At 43.7% G+C, this 21,355-nt stretch carries 10 protein-coding genes; 5 read left to right on the top strand and 5 right to left on the bottom strand.

Going from position 1 to position 21,355, the window contains the following annotated elements; all coding sequences use genetic code 11:
* Window positions 1-208: 208 nt before the first annotated feature.
* From FPZ44_RS02300 to FPZ44_RS02290, 3 genes are all read right to left on the bottom strand, one after another.
* Window positions 209-3,790, bottom strand: coding sequence for an FG-GAP-like repeat-containing protein (locus tag FPZ44_RS02300; protein WP_144987011.1), 3,582 nt, complete (start codon window positions 3,788-3,790; stop codon window positions 209-211).
* Between the two features lie 371 nt (window positions 3,791-4,161).
* Window positions 4,162-7,725, bottom strand: a complete 3,564-nt coding sequence (locus tag FPZ44_RS02295; RefSeq protein WP_144987009.1) for an FG-GAP-like repeat-containing protein — start codon at window positions 7,723-7,725, stop codon at window positions 4,162-4,164.
* A gap of 384 nt (window positions 7,726-8,109) precedes the next feature.
* The gene (locus tag FPZ44_RS02290) at window positions 8,110-11,622 is read right to left on the bottom strand and encodes an FG-GAP-like repeat-containing protein (RefSeq protein ID WP_144987007.1); all 3,513 of its coding nucleotides are present in this window, start codon (window positions 11,620-11,622) and stop codon (window positions 8,110-8,112) included.
* Window positions 11,623-12,275: 653 nt separating this feature from the next.
* Here FPZ44_RS02290 and FPZ44_RS02285 point away from each other — a divergent pair.
* From FPZ44_RS02285 to FPZ44_RS02265, 5 genes are all read left to right on the top strand, one after another.
* Complete coding sequence (locus tag FPZ44_RS02285) at window positions 12,276-13,976, top strand: peptide ABC transporter substrate-binding protein (RefSeq protein WP_144987005.1); 1,701 nt, start codon at window positions 12,276-12,278, stop codon at window positions 13,974-13,976.
* Window positions 13,977-14,100: 124 nt separating this feature from the next.
* Window positions 14,101-15,039, top strand: coding sequence for an ABC transporter permease (locus FPZ44_RS02280; RefSeq protein WP_144991640.1), 939 nt, complete (start codon window positions 14,101-14,103; stop codon window positions 15,037-15,039).
* The gene (locus FPZ44_RS02275) at window positions 15,036-15,992 is read left to right on the top strand and encodes an ABC transporter permease (RefSeq protein ID WP_144987003.1); all 957 of its coding nucleotides are present in this window, start codon (window positions 15,036-15,038) and stop codon (window positions 15,990-15,992) included. Before FPZ44_RS02280 ends, FPZ44_RS02275 begins: the two co-directional genes overlap by 4 nt.
* Window positions 15,993-16,008: 16 nt before the next feature.
* Window positions 16,009-17,010 (top strand): ABC transporter ATP-binding protein, encoded by a 1,002-nt coding sequence (locus FPZ44_RS02270; protein ID WP_144987001.1) that lies wholly within the window; start codon window positions 16,009-16,011, stop codon window positions 17,008-17,010.
* A complete protein-coding gene (locus tag FPZ44_RS02265) occupies window positions 17,007-17,969 on the top strand; it encodes an ABC transporter ATP-binding protein (RefSeq protein ID WP_144986998.1) in 963 nt (320 codons plus the stop codon). Before FPZ44_RS02270 ends, FPZ44_RS02265 begins: the two co-directional genes overlap by 4 nt.
* An 814-nt stretch (window positions 17,970-18,783) precedes the next feature.
* Here the strand turns inward: FPZ44_RS02265 and FPZ44_RS02260 are convergent.
* Entirely contained in the window at window positions 18,784-19,458 is a 675-nt protein-coding gene (locus tag FPZ44_RS02260; RefSeq protein WP_144986996.1) for a DUF559 domain-containing protein, read from the bottom strand.
* Between the two features lie 336 nt (window positions 19,459-19,794).
* Complete coding sequence (pruA, locus tag FPZ44_RS02255; protein ID WP_144986994.1) at window positions 19,795-21,342, bottom strand: L-glutamate gamma-semialdehyde dehydrogenase; 1,548 nt, start codon at window positions 21,340-21,342, stop codon at window positions 19,795-19,797.
* Between the last annotated feature and the right edge of the window lie 13 nt (window positions 21,343-21,355).

The raw sequence follows: 21,355 nt of genomic DNA, 5'->3' as shown, positions 1-21,355 counted from the left end.
TTTATAAATATAAAAAGGCAGCCCTTTCCCCTCTAAATATGGGAGAGAGCTGCCTTCCTTCATTGCTGTGATTTATTACTAGTTATAATCTACTTCCTATTTCAGCCACAGAATCCTGTTTAGTATAGATTAAATAGGGTTCCTCTCCAAAGGTTCCCCTTATGGCAAGTGCATTAACCGTTATCAATCTCTACTACCCGTGTTACAATTATTGCTCGGTAATTCGCTTCGTTATACTCCACTTCGCATCACCTCTCCTTTGTGGAAGGACAACAGGTAAATCTTTCAATGGTGGTGCTACAAGTAATTCCATAGGTATTACTATAATTGTTTCAATAGGTTCGTTGGCATTAAACGGCTGCGGCAGCGTCACACAAGTCTGTACCGTAACACAAGTCTGCAAAGGCCAACTTACCAGACCTTTCTTATCCTTCGCCCTTACCTGCAGACGATACGACTTGCCTGGATTAAGCCCTGTCGACCACGTATAGGAATTGATATTCCCTGCAACCGTTACCGGAGCTAGGACCCCGCTCCGCTCCACAATTTCATACGACTCGATACCATCCAAATCGATTGCGCTTGGCCATGAAAGAGTGAATGACTGGTACGTAACATCACTTACGCTCAACTGTGCACCAACAGGCCATGTAGGTGCTACCTTATCGTCGTCACGAATGGTTATTTCCAACTGACGATGAGTACCTAACTTAGCACCCCGAGTTGGGGATTGCAGCTTCACTTTAAATAAACGCTCCTGATCTGACTTGTCATTATTAAGAAGTGGAATTAATACAGTCTTCTCCGTTTCTCCATCCGCAAACGTCAACGTACCTGTCGAAGCCACGTAATCGACCCCAGCCAGTCCAGTTCCGTTTTCTGTTCCGTATACAACACTCGTGACTCCACTGCGATCACCGACGCGTTTCACCTTTACTTGTGCATAGCCCGAATGCTCCCATACTTGCTGTGAAGCATGGTTGAATTGAAAAATTCCAGACACGAGAAGATTATCATAAATCGTTATGTCTCCTCTATCTTGATACCTGTTCGCAAGATCGTCTTTTCCATCTCCATTGAAGTCACCGATTAAATATTGTGAAAGGAACCAAAACATATCGCCATCAAACGATCCTTGTAGTTGGAAGCCACCGCTCCCGTCATTCACAACTGCTTCTACCCCTAGCCAATAAACAAACACGAAGTCTTTATAGTTGTCACCATTCAAATCGGCAAGATGAATCTCGCGTATCCACTCTGCCGTGGGAATACGATGAGTTCCATTGAAATTCCCTTGCGCGTCACCATGATAAACGACAACTTCTTGCTGCGTATTAGATCCATGAAAAACCACAAGATCCGTATAGCCATCACCATTAAAGTCTGCTGCCTGCGGGTGCCATGCATGTTCAATAACTTTCAGCTTCTCAAACGTTCGGTTTCCGTTGTTTTTGTACAAATGCAATTTCATATTTTGTTCTGTTCCCTCATAAGCAGCGACATCTAAGTGACCATCGCCATTCCAATCTCCACTTAATAAACGGTAGGCAGTATGAGTTAAAGGCTGTCTCATTACCTCAGTAAACGTGTAATTCCCGCTACCTTGTAAAATAATAAGTTGATTACCACTCTCATAAGCAATATCGTTAAGCCCATCCTTTGTGAAATCACCGACTTGATAGTCATAATGCGACCCTAGATGGATTTGTGCTACTTGCTCATAGCCACCATGCGCATTCTCGCTCGTGACACAAATTCCACTACCTCTTGGTCCCAACCACTCTTCTTTCCCATCCTGATTCAAATCAACACTATATTCAACTTGCCCACAACCTTCTATTGGTAGTCTTCCATGTAGCTGCCATGTATTATCGGACAGAAGCCTGACAACATTGGCTCGTCCCCAACCATCACGCACGATCAATTCATCAAAGCCATCTCCATTGCCGTCCCCCTTATACAAGACGTGTTTTCCCGCTGGCAGATCCCTGAAGCTCACACTATTTTTCTGATAAGAAGGAATAACGGGCGCTTCACCTACCTTCGGCAGCGTTACATGCCCAGACAAAGCTTTGCTTCGTTCGCCGTTAGCATTTTTCGCGGTTACCTGAACCTGATAGGTTTTCCCTGGTGCAAGCCCAGTCAACGTATGACGATAAACGTCCTTCGTCACCGTAACAGGAGTAAACGCTTGATTCGTTTCCTTAATCTCATACAATTCAATTCCTGCACGGTCTTGAGCTTGCGGCCAAGCTACAGTCATCGAGTATGGTGTAGCATCTGCAATATCCACAACTGCACCAGTTGGCCAATGAGGAACGGATGGGTTAGAACGAATAATGATATCTGTCTTCCGATTGTGGCCTAGTGCGACACCACTCGTCGGGTATTTTAATCGTACCGAGAATGTACGAACGCCTTCAAAGCTACCTATTTTTGTTATTGGCACCGTTACAGTTTTAACGGTTTCGCCATCGTGAAATGCTAACGTTCCTGCTGTTCTCTTATAATCAGTCCCAGCCTTAGCTGTCCCATCAGATGTGTCGTAATCCACAACGATGTAACCTGAACTTCCCCCTGTACGGTGTACTTGCACCTGCACCGTATCTGCATGCGAAGCTACTTCTTGTTCTAGTTGGTTAAAATGTACCTCTCCGGTCACAGGGAAGTTTATCGCAACTCTTAATGCATTGTAATAATAGCTCGGATAGGAAACCAAGTCCTCTCTCCCATCTCCATTAAAGTCCACCTTTTGATCAGGTAAGACAATGCTGTTCATTTCTTCAGGCATGCTGAACTTCCCATTTCGATTCCATAATACATATCTAAAATAAGCATCCCAATCGTCGTAGAGTATGAGTTCAGGAAACCCGTCCACATTCACATCCGTAATGCGCATTTTATAACCCTGGGTGACAAAATCAATCTCGGATTTGCGAGTAAATTGCGTCCCTGTGTCACCATAGTGAACTTCAATTTTCCCACCTCTACCGATAATGTCAGAAAATCCGTCTTGATTGACGTCTGCAACTTCGAAGCCACTTCCCAACGCAAGTGTCTTTGCCTGTGTGAATCCTAACTGTCCGTTCCCATTAAATAAAATAATTGGCTGCTGGTACAACTGATACGCGAAATCCAGATGCCCATCCTTATTCCAATCACCTGTTCTAACATTTACATGGCCGTACAGCGCATCCGACTGATGGGTATAGCTGCCTACTTCTGTATACGTTACATTTGCTGATCCACGTAGGAAGTGCACCTTTGTCGAGGAAACAAAAATGATATCCTTTATTCCGTCCTTATCAAAATCAGCAATTGCCTGTTCCAAATAGGGGGCTAGCGGAATCGTACTTTTCAATTCATAGGAGCCTGCTGTAGTGCGGCCGAATATTTCGACCTGAGATGAGCTAAATGCCAGCACCTCACCAAATTGGTCTCCATCCAAATCTTCAATATGTACTCGCTCTAAGGTCGAATCTGCTTGCTTGGCCGCTATCGGTTGACGAGTAAGTGTACCATCTGAAGCGATAAAATAAAGGACAAGTAAATAATTATCTGTTATTACGGCAAGATCAGCATTTCCTTCGTTGTTCAAATTCCCGACATAGTTATGGCGTGTTTGATCACTAATTGTAAACTCATTCCACCAGTAGTTGTTGTTCTTCTTGTTGTCCACTGGTGGAGCTGCCTGTGCAGTGAACGAAGTAGGAAACATAGAAACAACCAACAATACTGTAAGCATTCGCGCAATACTCTGTTTAACAGAAATACCCCATTTGATTTTCATACCATATTCTCCTCTACTAGATTAGTAAAAGCGTCTGCATGACCATGATGACGAAGCAATACATTGGTATAGAAAAAAATGCCGAGGTGCGAAACATCATGTCGAATATGAGGGTGTAACGCTGAGAGTAGTTCATCTGTAACAACGATGCTGTTTTGGAAAAATGAAGAAAATTGTCTATCCGTCTGTATCGTAGCATATTTATGAGACCATGCAACTGATCTGGCAAAACTAGTGAAATTGTTACAGCAACCTTCATTTTCTCTACCATTTCGAGCTGCTAGTACTTTACTATAAAAAAAGCAGCCTGCTCCATTATAGGAGCAAGGCTGCCTCTCTTCATGATACGTTTATGAAATTACGCGATCTACTCATACCGCTAAACTCAGCCTTTCATCACCTAACCACTGAGGAAGCACGTATGGAAGATCTATCAAAGGCGGCTCTATAGGTAGTTCACTTGGTGATTCTATCGGCACATCAATGGGTGCTGAATGTAACGGCTTCGGCAGCTTCACGCAAGCCTGCACGGTCACACAAGTCTGAAGCGGCCAGCTTGTCAGCCCCTTCCTATCCTTCGCTCTTACTTGCAACCGATATGACTTGCCTGGCGTCAACCCTGATGACCACGAATAAGTATTTACATTCCCAGCCACAGACACAGGAGCTAACGCTCCATCTCGCTCTACGATTTCATAAGAAGCAATGCCATCCAAATCGATTGCGTTCGGCCATGAAATCGTAAAGGAACGATAGGTTACATCGCTTACAGTCAACTTCGCACCAACAGGCCATGTAGGTGAAATATTGACGTCCTTACTAATGTTCACTTCTAGCTGATGATGTTGCCCTAGCTTGGCACCGCGAGTTGGTGATTGCAGCTTCACTTTAAACTTCCGATTTCCATTCGACGTGCTGTTCTTGATTAATGGAATCTTAACCGTTTTCTCCGTCTCACCATCTGCAAATTTCAGTGTTCCTGTAGAAGCGACGTAATCCACGCCTGCCAATGCGGTTGTATTCTCGGTCCCGTAAACGACACTCGTAACTCCGTGACGATCACCGACACGCTTCACCTTCACTTGCACGAACTCCGCAGTTTCCTGCACATTCTGTGAAGCATTGCTAAATTGCAAGGAGCCCGCAGTCAACATGTTATCATACAGTTCAAACCCGCTATAATCTTCCCGCCTGTAACCTATATCATCTTTACCATCGCCATTGAAATCTCCCATCAAATAGCGAGAGCTTAGCCACAGCATTTCATTATATACACCTTGTGGTTGGAAACTGCCCTTCCCTTGATTCACAACGGCTTCTACTCCTGAAAAATAGACGAGCACGAAATCTTTATTTGAGTCATTGTTCAAGTCTGCCGAATGAATTTCATACACTCCATCTGGTGGTGTGTAACGATAAGGCGTACTGTCAAAGGAGCCCTGCGCATCCCCATAATAAACAAACACATCTGAGCCCCAATGAGAAGTAACGATGTCATCATACCCATCTCCATTAAAGTCTGCTGCTTGAGGAGTTGTCGGGTTATAAATTTCTTTTATTTTCTCAAACGTGTTATTCCCCTTATTTTTGTACAGATGCAAATGCCCATCATAAGCAGCTACATCCGTCAAACCATCACCATTCCAATCCCCCGTTAACAACTTCACCCCATGATGAGAAAGTTGCTGTCTGGACAGTTCTGTATACTTATAATCACCCGTGCCTTTAAGTATGATTAGCTCCGCATTTTGATTCATGTACACGATATCGGCAATTCCATCATTCGTAAAGTCATCCACCTTATAGTCGTAGTGTGGCTCCAGCAACACTTCAGCTACTTGTTCATAATCTAAAGTCGCACCTTCGCCTATAATGCGGATACCTGTTCCACTTGGGGCTAGCCATTCTTCTTTGCGATCCCCATTCAAATCAGCACGATAATTGACTTCTCCCCATTGTCCAGTAGGCAGTTTCCCGTTGAACAGCCACGATTGATTGGAGAGAGGTTTCATCATCATCGTGACAGCAGAGTCATACACAATCAATTCATCCATGCCATCGCCGTTGCTGTCCACTGCATTCATATTGTACTGCCTTGGAAAATTATCAAAGTTCACAGCATTTAAGCGATAAGACGGATCGGCGGGTACGGGGTTATGGTTTGGAATCGTAATAGGTCCCGCTAACGTCTGACTTAGCTTGCCGTTCACATTTTTCGCATTTACTTGAATCTGATACGTTTTCCCAGGTACAAGACCTGTATTCCACGTATAGCTGTACACATCATTTGTCACGGAAATTGGTACAAATGCCTGATTTTTTTCGCTAATTTCATAAGCTTTAACGCCCGCGCTATCTTTTGCTTGCGGCCAAGCGACGGTCATTGAACTTGATGTAACATCCGCAATATCTACGGCTGCTCCATTTGGCCACTGCGGAACAGAAGAATTGGAACGAATATGAACCGTAAGCGTCCGATTAGATCCTAGATCAACACCGTTTGTTGGATTTTTCAATCGAATCGTAAACGTTCGTGAGCCATTAATCTGATCCACAGATGTAATCGGAACAGTCACCATTTTAGCCGTCTCGCCATGGTTAAATTCCAATATGCCTGCTGTCCTCGTATAATCCGTGCCGGACTTAGCCGTACCATCATTCGTTCCATATTCAACCACCGTACGGCCCGAACTGCCTCCTGTACGCTGAACCTGTACTTGAATGAATTTCTGATGTGCATCTACTTCCTGTTGGGTCTGACTAAACTGAATTTGGCCAGAAAAATCGCCGTTTCGCTTAATGATGATTTCATTCGTATTAAAGTCCTGATTCGAAATAAAATCTTCTTTTCCATCTCGATCAAAGTCCAACTTTTGCTCAATATAAGACGGATTGACGAAAAAGACAGTTTGTTCAGGGAAGCTGTACGTCCCTTCACGATTCCAAATAACGTACGAAATATAATCCATAGAATCATAGAGTACGAGCTCAGGATAACGATCCCCATTTATATCCGTGCTATAAATTCCATAGCCCCCTTCAGCAAACCCAATCGGAGACTTACGAGCGAATTGCCCCCCAGTATCACCATAATGCACGGCATAGTTTCTTTCATAGCCCACACGATTGTAGCCGATGATGTCGGAATATCCATCCTGGTTCATATCATCCACTACAAAGGAATCAATATCTAAATCCTTTACATAGCTAAATCCCAACTGTCCATTTCCTTTAAACAAAATAGCGTGCTGCTCATACAACTGATAGACGAAATCGATATGGCCATCTTTGTTCCAGTCACCAGTTTGTATGTCTACGATGGAATGCAAAGCTGCTGTTTTATGTGTGTAGCTGCCGACTTCCTGATAGGTGAGATTCGTTGTTCCTCGTAAAAAATGTAGTTTCGTAGACGACGCAATAATAAGATCTTGAATACCGTCTTTATTAAAATCAGCTATCGCCTGGCCTGAATACGATGCTATTGGGATCGTGCTTTTTAATACATAGGTACTAGATGCAGTGTCTCTACCAAAAATCTCGATTTTAGTGCTGCCAAATGCCAACACTTCTCCAATTTGATCACCGTTTAAATCAGCAATATGTAGTCGCTTTACGTTTGGGTCAGCTTGTTTAGCAGTAACCTGCTGGCGTGTAAGTGTTCCATCTGACGATACGTAGTATAAGACGAGCAAATTATTTTCCGTAATAACGGCCAAATCCGCATGCCCCGTATTGTCTAGATTACCTGCAGCTTGACTGTAAACTCGCTCGTTCAACTTAAGCGCTCTCCAATCGTAATAATTACCGCTCCATGACTTGTCGATAACCGTGGCCGCTTCAACAACATAAGAAGTTGGAAATAAGGATACAAACACGAAGACGGCAAGTGCTGCTGCCAGATGGCGCCGAGCAGCGATTAACCATTTCCTTTGCATGCAGGATTCTCCTTTACTTGATTAATAAATTACTGATACGACGATGAATGTAAATAGCAACTTTGTGTAGAGTGAGTTCATGCTGTAAGAGGCAATGTCGAATGCGAAGTTTTCGTAGATGAGTTATGCTGTAATCTTGATCAAACAGATGTAAATCATGTGGAAATTAATAGGTTTCGTCAGTATATTAGCATAGATAGAAGTACAATAATTCATATTGGCAAAACTAGTGAAAATGTTACATCGAACCTCTTTTTCTCTATCTTTTCGCACTTATACTTGTGTGTGGTACTGCTAGTTTTCACACAGAAAAAAAGCACCTCGCTCCCATATCGCTACTAGGAACAAGATGCCTTGGTAATAGAGAAAAATAACTTTTTTAAATTAGTATCTTGTATAAAGGGTCTTATGATTGCTTGTCTGTGTCACAGGTATTAGATGCGGAACCTGTATGATAACCGTCAACGATGCGGTACTTACTACTCTCTTCGTATCTCTTGCGCGCAGTTGGAACGTGTACGTTCTCCCCGGTATTAACCCGCTATTCCAAGTATAGGAATACTTATCTCCCGATACGATTACCGTTTCTAGCGCTGCATTGGTCTCCACAATCTCATATGTCGAAATGCCATCCACATCTAGCGCTGCTGGCCACGAGAGGGTCAACGTTTGATAGGTAGCTTCCGTTACACCAAGTACCGCGCTCTTACTCCAACTTGGCGATAACTGATCCATATCATCACCGTCATGGATCGTAATAGCTACTTCCTGATGCTCACCTAATTGAGTACCGCGACTAGGCGATTCGAGTTTAATGCTAAATGTTCGTTCCACATTTGAATCCTCTTGATCAATAATCGGAATGCTTATCGTCTTCTCCGTCTCACCATCGGCAAATAGAAGTGTGCCAGAAGATGCTACATAATCAACGCCAGCAATTGCCGTACCATTTTGCGTACCATAGACGACACTCGTCACCCCTGACCGGTCACCGATTCGTTTTACTTTCACTTTTACGTGACCAGCATCTCCTTCTACCGTGGCAGTCGGGTGCTGGAATTGCAGCTGACCATAAGCTTGCTCATTTATATAAGTGATATGCTGTCCCTCATACTCAGGATTATAAATCGATATATCTGTCTTTCCATCGCCTGAAAAATCACCAAATACGATAGTACTGGAGTATTTCAATTCTTTATTAATCAGTTCCTCAACGGCTTTGAATGAACCTTTCCTATCATTGAAACTGATCAAAGGTTTCGAATACCTCGGCAGCAGCACAATGTCAACATAACCATCACGATTCATATCTAGCAGTTCATAAGGATCATACCATTTAAGGATAGGAGAGTTCTCGATTCGTTTTGCTAAAAAACCTTGTTCACCTCCATAATAGATGACAAATCCCTGCTCAGAATGAGAAACAATATCATCATATCCGTCAGCATTCATATCGTTTGAACGCCCCGTTTTATAGCCTGGCAATTGGGTTACGTATTCAAAATGACCACCCTCATTTCCCTTATACACGCTAATCTTATCCGAAACGATCGCTACATCTAAAATTCCATCTTTGTCCCAATCACCACTGATAATGTTTTCAATGGAGTAGCTTGCATAAGGTAAGCGGCTTAGCTCGGTATAAGTATAGTTTTCTCCTCCTTTTAATAGAATGAGCTCATTATTATGGGTCGCATATAAAATATCTGCGATGCTATCTTGTGTAAAGTCCGCAATATGATATGCATGGTATGCACTTAAAGACGGAAGCGAAATATCTACTAAAAATCCAAATTTCTCAGTTTTGTCAAATCCATTAACACACAGATATTGCCCCCTATAGTAACTGTTAACTATCTCCTCTTTACCATCTCCATTCATGTCTATACTTTTGCCCGCCCGCGAACCACAAAAATTGGTTTCCGATTTGATTCGATACCCATCAGCAAAGTTCCTAACCAACATTTCTTGAGCAGGACTCACAATAATAAGATCATCAATCCCGTTTCCATCCACGTCTGCAGAACCGACTTCTCCAAGATCGAATGATTTACCCTGAATAATCGTAGAGAAAGCTGGGGCTTTGGCTGGATCATACCCCTCTGTTGGAACGGTTACCGACGCAGACAGCGGCAGACTAGCCACCCCTTTTTTCGTCTTAGCAGTAACCTCAAGTTCGTATTTCTTCCCCGGAGCTAAATTGGTTAGCCATGAATGATTGTACACATCTGCCGTAACACTGACTGGCTCCAAAGCCTGCTTTGCTTCTTTTATCTCATAAGAAACAATACGATCTCTTTCATTCGTCGAAGCCTTTGGCCATTCAACAGTCAGGCCCGACAAGCTGACATCTGCAATGGTAAGAGAGGCGTGCGCTGGCCATTTCGGTGCGCCTACATGTGGAATTTCATTACCGTCATCATCAGCAATAAAAATATCCACCTTTGAAACTTGTCCTAGTCCAGCTCCACGAGTCGGGTTGCTAAGTTGCACCGAGAAACTACGCTTTTTATTACTGCGCTCATCGTTATCGATTATCGGAATGGTCAGCCACTGTTCTGTCACACCGTGAGGAAACTGGATAATACCATGAGAACGCTTGTAATCCACACTAGCCTTTGCCGTTCCATCAACCGTCGTATATTCCGCATACGCAAGGTTGTCGTTTCCATCCGTACGTGTTACTTTTACTCTCACAGCACCGCTATTTTCAATGACCGGCAACTGCGAAGCTGCAAATTGAATGTAGCCATTAGCTGCCATATTCAAGTAAAAGGTTACTTTATTTCTATACGAGTCGTAGTAATATATATCTCTCTTTCCATCGCCATTCAAATCTGTAAATTTCGAGTTCGGTGTATATGTAAAATTTTCACGCTCAGAAAAAGATTGTCCGCGATTACTCCACATTAATTGAGTGGGTTTAATTGCAGAGATATCATTCCAATCAATAACAAGATCAGGATACCCATCCCTATTCATGTCTTCAGCAATTACACTTGAAAGTCCATCTATCCTAGTATTCAAAAAATTTCTGAATGTACCGCTCGCATCGCCATAAAAAATAGCAATGCTTCCTCCCGTTTGATTTTGCGCAAAATCCAATTCACCTACTATATCGTCGTATCCATCTGCGTTCATATCCGCTACTTCAAATGGAAATGAATCTTCATCCGATTTCGGTAAGAAAGTTACGTAACTAAAGGTCATATCCCCATTATTTTTATATACGAATGTGTTCGTCCACCCTGCCTGTAAAGCAAAATCTAGCTGTTTGTCATTGTTCCAGTCACCACTTTTAAGTGTATTTACAATTTTATTGTCGGTAGAAATGCTTCCTACGTTCGAATAAGATAACCCTCCACTTCCTTGCATAATATGCAAAGCCTTCGGAGCAGCTAATATCAAGTCACCGATACCATCATTATTAAAGTCCCCTGCCAAATACTGCGTTACTTCTCCAATCGGAATTTGCTGTTTGAATTCATATTTGCCTTTAGCATTAACCCCATAAATTTGAACCATCTTTTGATTAAACACTAACAATTCTGCCTGTTTATCACCTGTTAGCTCAACAATTTCAGCCTTGTGAGGGAGTAGACTTTCGTAAATGGGAACACACTCTTTTACAAATGTGCCATCTAACTTTGTCTTATACAGTACAAGCCTGCATTTGTCCGTAACGATAACGAAATCCCCGCCACCCTGATTGTCCAAATTGCCTGCGCTCAAATATCGTACGGATTCTGTCGGCACAAACTCTCCCGCTTTACGAAATAAATCGCTAGGCTCTTGCAAAGCTTGTGCCTGTACAGTAGAAAATGGAGCAATCAAGCTTACAACCATAACAATCGCTAGCAAAGTACTAAACATACGACGTAAATGATACCTTCTCATGTTAATTCCCCTTTATTTTGTTTTTTGTTACTTTTTTCTTGCCTATAACATGCGAGTTGAACAGAGAAGTTACGAGCTTACCATCCGTCTGTGAATGCTTGTTGTCGAGGAAAACTCATTTTGCGTGGTGATGTAAAATCTTGAGGTAGGTTGGAACAGCAGTATCGTAGCATACTCATGTGTACTTCTTGTGTTTTTGTCAAAATTAGTTTAAACGTTCCACAAAGTCCCACCTGATACGAAAATTACAGATTCCATCCTACAAAATTAAAGCGTTGTGATTCTAGTTAAAAACAACCCATCATAGGACAAATGATCTGACGGCAGTACAATAGCATATTTGGTTGTCTTAATGACCTTAACCCCAAAACTAGTGGACATATTACAATGCATTCCATTTTCTAACCTGTTTCGCTATATTTTACTAGTACATCGGTAAGATCTATTTGTCGAGTCTAGTATCTTTTTGAAAAATAAAATTACCAAAGATCCTCGCTCTATAAAATATTCGATTATAGTGAATAAATTTCAAACATGTAGATGAACGTTTGTACATATGATAGGGACTAACCAAGCGTCAATTTGTTCTTCAGCGCCTACAAACGACAGTTTGAACTTGGTTCACTATTTAAAAGGATGAAAGGGGATTAACGATGAAGAGACGAACGATGTTCGTATTACTCGTACTAATGCTATCAGTAAGCACGCTTCTAAGTGCGTGCACAAGCTCCACAACTCCTGAGGCGAATAAACCTACTGAAACGCAGAAGCCAAATAACGAAACGAAGACCGATCCTCCAACTGAGACGGCTGCCAAACAAGAATTTCGCTTCAACATAGGTACTGAACCCCCTTCGTTAGACCCAGGTCTAGCTCAGGATGTTACTTCATCGACGATTCTCTCTGCCACATTTGAAGGTCTAACGAGCACCGATCAAAATAGTAAAGTAATACCCGGCGTAGCAGAAAAATGGGACATCTCACCTGACGGCAAAAAATATACATTTACGCTCAGACAAAATGCCAAATGGTCTAATGGCGATCCCGTTACCGCACATGATTTTGAATATGCATGGAAACGAGTACTAGATCCGAATCTCCCGCAAACATCACCTTATAACTACCAACTGTATTACATTAAAAATGGTGAAGCTTACTTTACCAAAAAAATAACCGATCCCAATCAAATTGGTGTCAAAGCAACGGGCGACTACACGCTTGAAGTCGAACTTGAAAATCCAACACCTTATTTCCTTGATTTAACAGCCTTTGCAACCTATTTCCCAATACACAAATCTGCTAAGGACAATCCTGCATGGGCAAATGAGGCAAATACGCTCATCTCAAATGGACCATTAAAGGTGTCATCTTGGGCGCACTCCTCACAGCTCGAGCTTGTGCCGAATGAGCACTATCATAAACGTGATGAGATTAAACTGACAAAAGTTACAGCAGTCATGATCGAAGACACAAATGCCATATTGAATATGTACGAGACAAATGCGCTCGATTATATTGGACCACCGACCAATGGTGGTATTCCAAGTGAACAAATTCCGATCCTACAGCAAACGAAGAAAGATGAGATTGCCATTAAACCACTAGCTGCATCCTATTATTACTTATTCAACAACAAGCAGAAGCCATTTGATAATAAAAAGGTTCGTAAAGCATTGGCTCTAGCGATTAACCGCCAGCTAATAACTGAAAAAATTACGCTTAGTGGTCAGCAACCGGCATTCGGAATCGTTCCTCCAGGCATCAACATTGTCAATGATGAGTACCGCAACCAAGTGGATGGCAACTACTTCAAGGAAGATATAGCAGAGGCCCAGAAACTACTCGCAGAAGGACTGAAAGAGTCTGGTCTTGATAAAGTGCCTGCATTCACCCTCATTTACAACACCAATGATCTTCATAAAAAAGTGGCTCAGGCGGTTGCAGATATGTGGAAACAAAACTTAAACATCGATGTAAAACTGCAAAATATAGAATGGACGGTATTCCTAGATCAGCGCTCAGCACTTGACTATTCTGTTGCTCGTGCTGGATGGAATCCAGACTATAATGACCCGATGACATTCCTCGATCTATATACGACCGGAAGCGGCAACAATGATATTGGCTTTAGTAACAAAAAGTATGATGATCTCGTGAAGGCTGCAAAGAAAGAAGTAGACTTAGTAAAACGAAGAGATTTGCTTGCAAGCGCTGAAAAAATTCTTATTGAAGAAGAGATGGCGATACTTCCAATCTACTACAACGCCACTGCTCAGCTGCTCAAGCCTAACATCAAAAACGTATATGTAGATCCACTTGCTAATTTCCACTTTGCTCGCGGCTACGTCGAGTAATTCGCTTATAGGATCACCCGCAAGTCGGGATACAGGCAGCGTGCTGTTTGTATCCCGCTTTTACACATGAATACAAGCGTCTTAACATGAACTACTTGATTACGCGAGGGAGTGATCTCATGTGATGTTGCGATATATGTTGAACAAATTCGTATTTTTTTTCTTAGCTATGTTCGTTCTGTCTTCCATTACGTTTATCTTAATGAAAGCGATTCCTGGTGATCCTTTCATTTCAGAGAAAGCCGTTCCTCCTGACGTGAAAGCTCGTTTGCTAGCTCAGTATGGTTTGGATAAACCATTATTTATTCAGTACACTACCTATTTAACGAATTTGCTATCTGGTGATTTAGGCATCTCAATGAAGCTTGCTAATCGTGCTGTCGTTGATTTCATTCGCGATTCATTCCCACTGTCTCTCAGACTGGGTATTGCAGCCATTTTCACTTCCGTCATTATCGGCGTTACTTTAGGCATGACGGCTGCCTTTCGTCACCGCAAGCTCATGGATTCGACCGCCATGATCATCGCTGTGCTCGGGGTATCCGTTCCAAGCTTTGTTATGGCTGCTGTATTGCAATGGCTATTCGCCGTTCGTATCCCGATGTTCAATGTTGTCGGGCTCGTGCAAGCCAAAGATTACGTCCTGCCAACACTGGCACTTTCCGCTATGCCTATCGCCTACATCGCAAGACTAACACGATCGAACATGCTTGAAGTGCTGCATTCTGACTACATTAAGACAGCACGCGCAAAAGGGCTGAACAGTTGGACGATAATGCGGCGTCATGTGCTCCGCAACGGTATATTGCCGGTCGTCACCTTTTTGGGTCCACTTACTGCTAACGTTATCACAGGCTCTTTCATTATCGAGCAAATATTCGGAATCGGTGGGTTAGGCAAAATTTATGTTCAAAGTATCGGCAATCGCGACTACTCGCTCATTATGGGCATTACGATATTTTACGGTCTTATTTTAATGACCGCTCGACTTCTCACAGATATCGCTTACGGATTTATTGATCCTCGAATTAAGCTTGGCAAGCGAAAGGAGGGTTCCGCATGACCCTTCACAATCAAAATACTGCTGCTGCAGAGCTTGAGCTTGCGTTAACTACTGAACACTTTCAAAAGGCAGTGGTTGATCATCATGATGCAGAAGCTATCGAACGTGCCAGTACATCGGCTTGGAAAGATGTATGGTACAGGCTAAGCCGCAATTGGACAGCCATGACAGGGCTATGTATTTTAACAGCTCTCATTGTTATGGCGATTATCGGACCATGGCTAACTCCTTATGACTTTTCAAAAAATGATCTGATGTCTACCAGTCTTGCTCCATCTGAAAAGCACTGGTTTGGAACCGATGATCTCGGACGAGATATGTTCGCCCGTACATGGATGGGCGCACGCATTTCACTCATTGTCGGCTTCGCTGCGGCTTTCATTAACTTGATTATCGGCGTCATTTATGGCGGGATCATGGGTTATGTCGGCGGACGAATCGGTGACATCATGAACAAAATATCTGAAATCATATACTCGATCCCGGATTTACTAGTAGCAATCCTGCTCGTGGTCGTATTTGAGCCAAGCCTGCTTACGATTATATTGGCATTTTGCCTCACAGGCTGGATCAATATGTCTTGGATTGTTCGGGGTCAAATCATTCAGCTTAAAAATCAAGAATATGTACTTGCTTCACGTTCGTTGGGCGCGTCCGGGATGCGCATTTTATTCCGTCACCTACTGCCTAATACCCTTGGTCCCATTATCGTTATGCTCACCATGGCGGTTCCAGCAGCCATCTTTGGTGAGGCTGTCCTCAGCTTTCTAGGCTTGGGTGTTCAGTTGCCTGCAGCTTCTTGGGGAACGATGATCAACGATGGCACAAAGGTCATGCTGCTCTATCCATGGCGCATGCTGTTCCCTGCCATCATGATCAGCTTGACGATGCTCGCCTTCAATATGTTCGGTGACGGCTTGCGTGATGCACTTGATCCTAAACTGAAAAAATGATGGAGGTGAGCACCATATGCAGCAAACTACACCGCTATTGGAAGTGCAAAATTTACAAGTCTCCTTCAAAGTAAGGGATGGAGAAGTACAAGCAGTACGAGACGTATCGTTTCATGTCCATGCTGGCGAAGCCGTAGCCATCGTAGGTGAATCGGGATGCGGAAAAAGCGTAACAGCGCAGAGCATTATGCGGCTGCTACCTACCCCTCCATCCTTTGTTAAGAATGGAAAGCTGCTATTTAAAGGTCGTGATTTGCTTCGTTTGAAAGAAAAAGAAATGCAATCGATTCGCGGCAAGGAAATCGGCATGATTTTTCAAGACCCAATGACATCGCTAAATCCGACGATGACGGTCGGCAAACAGATTGCAGAAGTACTCCGTCGCCATCAAAAAGTTGGACTACACCAAGCAAAGCAGCAAGCAATCGAGATGCTTCAACTTGTCGGCATTCCAAATGCTGCTTCCCGATATGCACAGTACCCGCATGAATTTTCCGGCGGTATGCGACAACGGGCAATGATTGCGATTGCTCTCGCTTGCCAGCCTGCGCTGCTCATTGCGGACGAGCCAACGACCGCGCTCGATGTCACCATCCAAGCTCAAATTCTTTGTGTCATGAAAGATTTGCAGCATAAATTCAATACATCGATCATTTTAATCACTCATGATCTGGGCATCGTTGCTGACTTATGCGATCGGGTAATCGTCATGTATGCGGGAAAGATCGTCGAGACAGGTACAAAGTGGGAAATATTTAAAAACCCTCAGCACCCGTATACGAGAGGATTGCTACGCTCCCTGCCACGACTCGATCAGGCGAAGGATGAGCCACTGGTCGCGATTCATGGCACGCCGCCTGATTTGCTCAAGCCGCCTGCCGGTTGTGGTTTCTTTGCTCGATGTGAGCATGCCATGCAAATATGCAAAGAGGTAGAACCCAACCCGACAGCGCTTAGTGAATCGCATATATCTCGTTGTTGGAAGCTGCACCCGTTAGCGAAGGAGGTCGTCGTATGACAGACAGCTCACCTTTGCTACAAGTCAGCGGATTAAAGAAACATTTTTACGTGAAGCGCAAGGGAGTGTTACGAGCCGTAAACGATGTGAGCTTCTCCATAAGGAAAGGAGAAACATTAGGCTTAGTTGGCGAATCTGGCTGTGGGAAGTCTACCGTTGGACGAACCTTGCTGCGGCTGTATGAACCTACAGCTGGAAGCGTTACGTTCAATGGAACCGACATTTACAAGTTGAATCATAAGAAACTAAAAGCTGCTCGACGCAAGATGCAAATGATATTTCAAGATCCCTACGCTTCCCTTAACCCACGGATGACCATTTCAGAAATTATCGGTGAAGCATTGGATATTCATCAATTAACAAGCAGTAAGGCGCAGCGCAAACATCGCATTGAACAGCTGCTGGATCAGGTCGGGTTGTGTCCTGAGCATGCGTGCCGCTATCCGCATGAATTTTCAGGCGGTCAGCGTCAGCGTATTGGCATTGCACGAGCGCTAGCCGTCGACCCGCAGTTCATTGTATGCGATGAGCCTATTTCTGCGCTGGATGTATCCATACAGGCACAGGTCGTTAATCTGTTAAAAGATCTGCAAGGGCGACTCGGCCTGACTTACTTATTTATTGCGCATGATCTGTCGATGGTAAAGCACATTAGCGATCGTGTGGCCGTCATGTATTTGGGAAAAATAGTGGAGCTGGCGGACAGCGACAAACTATATGGTGAACCGCTTCATCCATATACGAAGGCACTCATGTCCGCCATACCTGTGCCTGATCCCGATGTAGAAGCAGCGAAAGAGCGCATCGTGCTGCAAGGAGAGATTCCGAGCCCGCTCTCCCCGCCTTCAGGCTGCCATTTCCGCACACGCTGTCCGGTAGCCACGGAACGCTGCTCTCGCGAAGTACCGGAATATCGAGAAGTACTTCCACAGCACTTTGTAGCGTGCCATCAGGTGTAGCTGTTAGGTGTGCTGTTAGGTGTAGCCATCAGATTTAGTTGTCATGTCTAGTTATCAGATCTAGTTTCAGATTTCGTTATCAGGTCTAGCTCTCAGTTCCAGCCGTTAGATACAGGAAACAGATGTAATCTTCGAATTTAGTTAGCATTTCTTCTATCGGCTGTAACTGTCAGAGATCTAGTTGAGTTCTACTATCAGCTGTAAGCAATCGTTCTGTCCGTCATTTGTATTGGAGGTGTAGGTGAAAGGCTTGTGAAACTAGCCCATACAGGGCATTCACAAGCCTTTTCCTGCATGCGCGCTGCCGATAAGAAGGAACTGAGCGCTACTTGAACGCTCATTATCACAATTTGAGTATTTGTCGAAAACCACGCCAATCATGTAACGGTACTAACCACACGCCATAAAATTCTCAAACTTCAAACTTCAAACTTCAAACTTCAAACTTCAAACTTCAAACTTCAAACTTCAAACTTCAAACTTCAAAACACATTTTGCACCTCGAACACTCGGATATGGACAAAAGTGCAGGTATTTTTCCGAAAATCATTCCTTCTTCAAGCCGAATGCGCAAAAATGCATTTATTTTTTCCTTAAACCCGGTAATTTAGGTTTTGGGTTCAAATTAACTGCACTTTTGTCCACTTTGGCCCTAAAATGTGCATTTCACCTTTAAATAACTGCATTTTTGTCCACTGTCCACTGTCCACTGTCTACTTCTACCTCTATTTCTATTTCTATTCTCAACTTCCTATTGCCCGCTGTCCACTCTCGAAATCTCGTATCCTCGTGGTACCCTTTCAAGCCAAACCATTTACAACAGTTTCAATGCATGCTGCTGTATCTCATACCGAGCAACCCGTTTCCCTTCACTTCCTATTACTGCACGGAACAGGCCTTTCGCTTGTAACGATTGCAGCAACCGTACCGCAGTACGATGACTAACTTCTAGATGACTTGCCACATCCACAGGTTTGAGCGGACGAGCTAGTTTGCAAGCAAGTCGGATCACCTCATGCTCATGCTCTGATACTTGCTTTAACTGAATCGGTTCTGCCCCTGAGAGATAACGACTTAACACCATGCGCAGCAGTGTTACGCACAGCTCAGGTCGATGAGCGATATCGTCGTAGGAAAATGAAATGACTTGATAGCCCATAGCCACTAGAAAAGTTTCTCGATTCAACTCGTAGCTATATTTTTGTCGATCCATATCACGTACATGCGGTCCAAATCCCTTAATCTCTATAATCAATTTCGCCGCTGGAGACAACCATACAAAATCACAAAAGTAGGATTGACCTCTCCAATCCACTACCTCGTATTCGGGATGTAAATGATCAAACTTCCCCTGCAAAGGCCACCATACCTGTTGACAAAATAACATTTCAGCATGCTGATGACCACGTTCGAGCCTCCCTCTTCTCTCGCCAGTTCTTCTCTTTATATGAAACTGAATAAATTCATGATGCGCTTCCTCAAAGCTCATTTTCATCCTCCTTTCCCATATAACAATCTGAAAAATGCGGTATGAAACAGGTAACAAAAAAAACGTCCCGCTGCATTCTGCTTGAGAATGAAAACGGGACGTTCTTCGTCTGTATGATATTATATCAGCATTTGTAACATTATCCCATGAGGAAAGTGGTCAAATGTTAAAATTAACTCTAAGCATTTTGGGTATGTCATAGTTATCACTACATGCACTCTACTAAAAAGAGCACTGCTAAATAAAGTTCTACTACATGAGCCTTATTTAGGGACGCCTTGTAATTGCCCCTCATCAAAAGGTTCTAACTTTTATCTCAGGCAGGCTAGAAATTTATTAATACTTCTCCGATACCAGCTTCGCCTGTGTGAACAATAGCAAGTAATCTTTGCCTCCAGCTTTCGAATCCGTACCCGACATGTTGAAGCCGCCGAACGGATGAACGCCTACCAACGCACCTGTACACTTACGGTTGAAGTACAAATTGCCGCAGTGCATCCGCTCACGCGCATACTCCAAATGCTCACGTTTTGCACTGAACACAGCACCAGTCAAGCCGTATTCCGTATCGTTGAATATAGCAATTGCCTCTTCAAAGCTATCCGCCTTGCACAACGCAAGTACAGGACCAAAGATCTCTTCTTGCATAATGCGTGCACGAGGAGCCACATCAGCAAATACGGTAGGCTGAATGTAATATCCGTTGCCCTCTGCGATAGAGCCTCCCGCGACTAAACGACCTTCCGCCTTGCCAATCTCGACATATTGAAGAATTTTTTCATAGGCATTTTGATCAATAACAGGGCCAATCGCAACATTTTCCACTGCTGTGCCTACCGTCAAAGCTTTCGTTTTCTCAATTACGAGTTCTACAACAGCATCGTACACATCGGCATGGATAATCGCACGCGAGCCTGCGGAACATTTTTGACCTTGGAAGCCAAACGCAGATTGTACAATGGCAGTAGCCGCTTCTTCAACAGGAGCACTATTATCAACGACAATACCGTCCTTGCCGCCCATTTCAGCAATTAGACGCTTAATCCAGATCTGTCCTGGCTGAGTACGAGAAATACGTTCATTAATCCGCAAACCTACATCACGCGAACCTGTAAACGATACGAAGCGAGTACGCGGATGATCGACAATCAAATCGCCTATTTCTGCACCTGAACCAGGAATAAAGTTAATAACGCCAGCAGGTAGGCCAACCTCCTCCATCAGCTCAACAAACTTCGCCGCAATAACTGGAGAAGTAGATGCTGGTTTCAGCACGACCGTATTCCCTGCTACAACAGCTGCTGCTGTCATGCCCGCCATGATTGCCAATGGGAAGTTCCATGGTGGAATCACTACGCCTACACCTAGCGGGATATACGTTAAGCGGTTATCTTCGCCTTCAAGTACAGTCAAAGGCTGCGGTCCACTTAAGCGAATCATTTCTCTACCATAGAACTCTAGGAAATCTATTGCTTCTGCAACATCTGCATCCGCTTCTCCCCAGTTCTTGCCGACTTCATAGACGAGCCAAGCGGAGTATTCAAACTTCCGTCTGCGCATAACAGCCGCCGCTTTGAACAAGTAGCCTGCTCGTACTTCTGGATCAACATACTGCCAAGTTTGGAACGTAGCATCTGCAACTGCGATCGCACGCTGTGCCAGTTCTGCATCCGCTTGAGAAAGGTGCCCAATCACCTCGTCTTTATTGCCCGGATTGATCGAAACTACCTGCTTCTCCGTTACGATTTTCTCTCCATTGATGATGAGTGGATACGAGCGGCCAAGCTCACTTGCCACTTGCTTAAGTGCCTGCTCCATTGCCTGTCGGTTAGCCTCTACTGTAAATGCTGTGAACGGTTCGTTGCGAAATGCTGCTATTGTCATCGATAAATTCCTC

The organism is Paenibacillus agilis, from assembly GCF_007786455.1.
Classification (GTDB): Bacteria; Bacillota; Bacilli; order Paenibacillales; family Paenibacillaceae; genus Paenibacillus_B; species Paenibacillus_B agilis.
This window is presented reverse-complemented; position numbering and strand designations above follow the sequence as displayed.

Excerpts from the sequence above, each read along its gene's own strand:
- FPZ44_RS02270 (WP_144987001.1), top strand. The coding sequence starts at position 16,009 with ATGCAGCAAACTACACCGCTATTGGAAGTGCAAAATTTACAAGTCTCC.
- FPZ44_RS02260 (WP_144986996.1), bottom strand. The coding sequence starts at position 19,458 with ATGAGCTTTGAGGAAGCGCATCATGAATTTATTCAGTTTCATATAAAG.
- FPZ44_RS02280 (WP_144991640.1), top strand. The coding sequence starts at position 14,101 with ATGTTGCGATATATGTTGAACAAATTCGTATTTTTTTTCTTAGCTATG.
- FPZ44_RS02295 (WP_144987009.1), bottom strand. The coding sequence starts at position 7,725 with ATGCAAAGGAAATGGTTAATCGCTGCTCGGCGCCATCTGGCAGCAGCA.
- FPZ44_RS02290 (WP_144987007.1), bottom strand. The coding sequence starts at position 11,622 with ATGAGAAGGTATCATTTACGTCGTATGTTTAGTACTTTGCTAGCGATT.
- FPZ44_RS02265 (WP_144986998.1), top strand. The coding sequence starts at position 17,007 with ATGACAGACAGCTCACCTTTGCTACAAGTCAGCGGATTAAAGAAACAT.
- FPZ44_RS02300 (WP_144987011.1), bottom strand. The coding sequence starts at position 3,790 with ATGAAAATCAAATGGGGTATTTCTGTTAAACAGAGTATTGCGCGAATG.
- FPZ44_RS02275 (WP_144987003.1), top strand. The coding sequence starts at position 15,036 with ATGACCCTTCACAATCAAAATACTGCTGCTGCAGAGCTTGAGCTTGCG.
- pruA (WP_144986994.1), bottom strand. The coding sequence starts at position 21,342 with ATGACAATAGCAGCATTTCGCAACGAACCGTTCACAGCATTTACAGTA.
- FPZ44_RS02285 (WP_144987005.1), top strand. The coding sequence starts at position 12,276 with ATGAAGAGACGAACGATGTTCGTATTACTCGTACTAATGCTATCAGTA.